This window comes from Methylobacterium indicum, from assembly GCF_001043895.1.
GTDB lineage: Bacteria > Pseudomonadota > Alphaproteobacteria > Rhizobiales > Beijerinckiaceae > Methylobacterium > Methylobacterium indicum.
Map to the genome: position 1 here is coordinate 1 of NZ_JTHF01000271.1, position 4,944 is coordinate 4,944.

4 protein-coding genes and 1 pseudogene are annotated in these 4,944 nt (G+C 71.4%); 3 read left to right on the forward strand and 2 right to left on the reverse strand.

All coding sequences use genetic code 11. The features are described 5' to 3' along the window. Window positions 1–308: pseudogene (locus QR78_RS26640) on the forward strand (hypothetical protein); the annotation flags it as partial. Window positions 309–324: 16 nt separating this feature from the next. Next, a complete protein-coding gene (locus QR78_RS26645; RefSeq protein WP_048430628.1) occupies window positions 325–2,013 on the forward strand; it encodes an ABC transporter ATP-binding protein in 1,689 nt (562 codons plus the stop codon). A 154-nt stretch (window positions 2,014–2,167) separates the two neighbouring features. Here QR78_RS26645 and QR78_RS26650 read toward each other — a convergent pair whose 3' ends face one another. Together QR78_RS26650 and QR78_RS26655 are read right to left on the reverse strand one after the other, a co-directional pair. Next, complete coding sequence (locus QR78_RS26650) at window positions 2,168–2,650, reverse strand: AAA family ATPase (protein WP_048430631.1); 483 nt, start codon at window positions 2,648–2,650, stop codon at window positions 2,168–2,170. After that, window positions 2,647–3,225 (reverse strand): cytochrome b, encoded by a 579-nt coding sequence (locus tag QR78_RS26655; RefSeq protein ID WP_244276624.1) that lies wholly within the window; start codon window positions 3,223–3,225, stop codon window positions 2,647–2,649. The genes QR78_RS26650 and QR78_RS26655 overlap by 4 nt, the downstream gene beginning before the upstream one ends. A 178-nt stretch (window positions 3,226–3,403) precedes the next feature. Between QR78_RS26655 and radA the strand changes: the two genes are divergently transcribed. Continuing rightward, complete coding sequence (gene radA, locus QR78_RS26660) at window positions 3,404–4,858, forward strand: DNA repair protein RadA (RefSeq protein WP_048430630.1); 1,455 nt, start codon at window positions 3,404–3,406, stop codon at window positions 4,856–4,858. The last annotated feature ends 86 nt before the right edge of the window (window positions 4,859–4,944 follow it).

Consider the following 4,944-nt stretch of genomic DNA (forward strand, 5'->3'; position numbering starts at 1 on the left):
GCAGCTCGGCCGCCGCGTTGACCATGCTCGACACGAGCTGCGCGGCGATGCCGGCGTCGAGCGGGCGCACCGAGACGCGGCGCACCATGAACCGCCTGACCGAGCGTTTCGGCTTCTGCCTCGTCGACGGCATGGCCGACGGCTCGGTGCGCCCGCTCGACGCCGGCATCGCCGCGCAGCTCGTGTCGAGCATGGTCAACGCGGCGGCCGAGCTGCCCGCCTGGGTGCCCGGGGTGACGCCGGAGAATGCGGCCGACCTCTACGCGCGGCCGTTGTTCCTGGGGTTGTTCGCGCCGGCGGTGCGGTAGGGCCACACCGGTCTCGATGCGGTCGATCATTCGTCTGGTGCTCGAGGCGTATTGGCGCGAAGCGCGCCAGGCGACCCTGCTGGCAATCGGTACCACGGTCGTCGGCGCCCTCGCGGCGATCACCGCGCCCTATCTCTTCTCCCGCGCCGTCGACGCGCTGACGACCGGGACGGGAGCCGGCGCAGCCCTGCGTCTCCTGCTCCTCTACGCGCTCCTCGTCGGCGTCGCGGCGGCTCTCGGTCAGGCCGCCCGCTTCCTCATCCTCCTCTGTGCCGAGCGCCTCGCCTTCATGGCGAACACGGCCTTCTTCTCGGCTCTCCTGCGCAAGACGCCGGATTTCTTCCTCGCGCACAATTCGGCGGAGATCGGCAGCGCCCGGCAATCGGGCGCGCAGGCGCTCAACACCGTCTCGCAGCTCGTCGTCGGCGGCCTGCTTCCGGGGCTCGTCCAGATCACGATCGCGGCCGTCCTCCTCTGGCGTCTCCTGAGCTGGGACGTCGCCGTCATCGTGTTCGTCTACGGGGCGATCGTGATCGGCCTCGACTACGTCCGCATCGGTCGCGTCCGCCCGTTCCTGAAGGCCGCGATGGCGAGCAGCCAGGAGAACGCGAAGCTGGTCGGCAACGCCGTCGCGCTGATCGACACGCTGCGCCAGACCCGGGGCGAGGCCTGGATCAAGGATCGGTTCGCCCGGGGGGCGGGCGAGACCGTCGCGAGCTGGCGTGGCTACGTGTTGGCGAGCAGCGCCTTCAGCGGCGCGCTCGGCCTCGCCGCGACACTTCAGCTGGCCGTGACGTTCCTGCTCCTCATGCCGCGCTACGAGGCCGGATCGCTGACGGTCGGCGACATCGTGCTGTTCAACACGCTGCTCCTGCAGCTCAACGAGCCGTTCCGCCTCGTCGGGATGGCGATCAAGGAGAGCACGGAGGCGGCCGCCCGCCTGCGGCCGCTGACGACGCTCTGGTCCGCACCCGAGCAGGCCGAGCCGGACGACCCCGTGCCCTACCGGGCCGCCGAGGGCACGATAACGTTCGAGGACGTCACGTTCCGCTACGCCAACGGACGGGGGGTCGCGGACTTGTCGTTTACCGCGAGGCGCGGGACGCCGACTTTCCTCACGGGCGAGACCGGATCGGGGAAGTCGACGGTCCTGAAGCTGCTGCTCAAGGGCGCCGCGCCGACGCGAGGTCGCATCCTCGTCGACGGCATCGACCTGACGCGGGTCACCGACACGGACTGGTTTTCCCAGGTCGGCGTCGTGCCGCAGGACGTGGTGCTCCTCAATGACACCCTGTCGGCCAACATCGTGCTCGGCCGTCCTTTCGATGCCGTCCGCCTGCGCGCGGCCGCGGAACGGGCCTCGATCCTGCCTCGCATCGAGGCGATGCCGGACGGGTTCGACACGGTGGTGGGCGAGCGGGGGCTGAAGCTGTCCGGCGGCGAGCGGCAGCGGATCGCCATCGCGCGCGCCCTCTACGGCGCGCCGAGCATCCTGATCCTGGACGAAGCCAGCTCCGCCCTCGACGCGGAGACCGAGCGCGAGGTCATGGACGGGCTGCGAGGCGTCGCCGACCGGCTGACGATCGTCTCGGTCACGCACCGGATCGCGACGATCCGGGCAGGCGACCAGATCGTCCGTCTGCCCTCGGGCCCGCTGCGAGACGACGGAACCGCGGGAGATGGGCTTCCGGCGCTCGGCACCTGATCAGGCTTGCCCTGCCGGACCGATGTTTCGCCTGCTTGAATTATTATTTCATCGCAGATTTTTGTCGCGAGACCGGGGGTCGCTCCTGCGAAATCTGCCCCGGGCATCGTCCGACGACGGAAATATCGGTCCGTCAAGAAAAAATGATGAAAGATCAAAGATCTGGAGCAGCGCCCGGCCGGACGACCGTGATCCGGTCGAAGCCTTCGGCGGCGGTCGGTGCCTCGAAGAGGCCGGCGACCGAGCGGATCGCCTCCTCCGGGACGCGCCGGTCGGCGGGCCGCAAGGCGTTGCGCGTCAAGGCGAGGGCGAGGGGGACGTCGATCCACACCGCCTCGACGCGGGCGCCGGCCGACCGGGCGATCTCGACGATCGGTCGGCGATGCCGCGCGCCCGGGAGCGCGGCATCGAAGTAGACGACCTCCGGATGCCGGGCCTGGCGCCCGATCCAGGTCGTCTTGCCGGCACCCTGAAGGCCGCAGACGATCACGACGGTACGGGGGCCGTCATCCGCCCGGAGCGCCCGCCGCAGCGTCTCGTAGCAGGCCTGCCACGCCTGCCGGCTCCGCTCGGGGGTCCAGACCCGCCCCTCCTCGGTCTCGAGGCAGTCGTCGGGATTGATCGCGACCGGCCTCACCCCTCGGCCGCCCGACGCGGCCACATCCGCCCCAGCACCTCGTCGCGCCGGATCCAGGCGTGCCAGGCCACCGCGAGCACGTGCAGGGCGAGCACGAATCCGACGCCCCAGGCAATCCAGTAATGCGCGGTGTAGCCGGCGAGGGACAGCGCCTTGTCGACCGGCACGAGGCGCGGGAACGAGAACACGCCGAACCACGGCAGGCCGTAGCCGCCGGCCGCCGAGTAGACGTAGCCGCTGACCGGAAGGAGCAGCATCAGGGCGTAGAGGCTCCCATGCGCGAGCCGTGCCGCCAGATGGGCCGAGCGGGAGGGCGGCGTGCGGTAGGCCGGCTCGCCGGCGACGAGCCGGTAGACGAAGCGCAAGGGCAGGAGCAGCAGGACGGTCAGGCCGATGGATTTGTGGATGTCGAGGATCTCGCGCCGCGGCGAGGTGCCGGGGACCTGCCAGGCGGCGTAGATCCCCAAGGCCAACGCCACCAGGATCAGGGCCGCCATCAGCCAGTGGAAGCCGCGCTGGGTACGGTCGTAGGTGTAGGATTCGCCGGCCCGGGCCATGGTCGTCTCTGCGTGCATCGTCGTCGTACGGCCGAGCTGTCGCGGGCGATCGCGGCACGAGCGCGGCGGGTTCGTTTCGCGACCGTCACCGGCGGCGGGGCGGGCCCGGTTGCAACGGTCCGCCGCTCGGGACATATCAGGAACACGACACGGAGGCCGGCGCGCGGCCTAAAAAAACCCCGGAGACCCGCCGCCGATGGCGAAGAACCACCAGACCTTCGCCTGCCAGTCCTGCGGCGCGGTCTACAACCGCTGGCGCGGGCGTTGCGAGGCCTGCAACGGCTGGAACACGATCGTCGAGGAGACCGGTGCCACGAGCCCGGTCTCCGGCCCGGTCGCGACCCGGCCGAGCCGGGCGCGGGGACGAATCTTTCCGCTCGAAGGCCTGACCGGCGAGGTCAAGGAGGCGCCCCGCACCTCCTCGGGCATCGCCGAGCTCGACCGGGTGACGGGCGGCGGCTTCGTGCGCGGCTCGGTGATCCTGCTCGGCGGCGATCCCGGCATCGGCAAGTCGACGCTCCTGATGCAGGCCTCCGCGGCACTCGCCAAGCGCGGCGAGCGCGTCGCCTACATCTCGGGCGAGGAGGCGGTGGGCCAGGTGCGCCTGCGCGCCGAGCGGCTCGGGCTGGCCAGCGCCCCCGTCGAGCTCGCCGCCGAGACCAATGTCGAGGACATCATCGCGACCTTGAGCCAGGGCAAGCCGCCGGCCCTCGCCATCATCGATTCGATCCAGACGATGTGGACCGAGACGGTCGAATCGGCCCCCGGCACGGTGACCCAGGTCCGCGGCTCGGCCCAGAGCCTGATCCGCTTCGCCAAGACGTCGGGCACCGCCGTGATCCTGGTCGGCCACGTCACCAAGGACGGGCAGATCGCCGGCCCCCGCGTCGTCGAGCACATGGTCGATGCGGTCGCCTCGTTCGAGGGTGACCAGGGCCACCATTTCCGCATCCTGCGGGCGGTGAAGAACCGCTTCGGCCCCACCGACGAGATCGGCGTGTTCGAGATGACCGACGGGGGGCTCGCCGAGGTGCCGAACCCCTCGGCCCTCTTCCTCGCCGGGCGCGACCTCGCGGCGCCCGGCACCGCGGTCTTCGCCGGGATGGAGGGCACGCGCCCGCTGCTGGTCGAGATCCAGGCCCTGGTGGCGCCCTCCGCGCTGGGCATGCCGCGGCGCGCCGTGGTCGGCTGGGACCCCAACCGCCTGTCGATGGTGCTGGCGGTGCTGGAGGCCCATGGCGGCATCCGGCTGGGCGGCCACGACGTCTACCTCAACGTGGCGGGGGGCCTGCGCATCGGCGAGCCGGCGGCCGACCTCGCGGTGGCCGCCGCCCTCGTCTCCTCGCTCTCGGGGTCGGCCCTGCCGTCGGATGCGGTGTATTTCGGCGAGGTCGGGCTGTCCGGCGCGATCCGCCCGGTGGCACAGGCTCCGGCCCGGCTGAAGGAGGCGCAGAAGCTCGGCTTTGCCAAGGCGCTGATGCCGCAGGGCCGCGAGGGCGCCGGGCGCGACGGGTCCGGGACGGGATTTCCGGCGGAGTCGCTTCGCCACATCGCCGATCTCGTCGCGGGGGTCGCCGCCAGCGGCAAGCCGGTCCGGGGCGGGCGGCGGCCCCAGCAGCGGCTGCCGGCCTACGACGACGAGGATGTTTGAGCACCTGCTTGGCGGGCCCTACCCATCGTACCCCCCACCGTCATCCTGGGGCTCGCCGAAGGCGAGAACCCGGGATCCAGAACCGC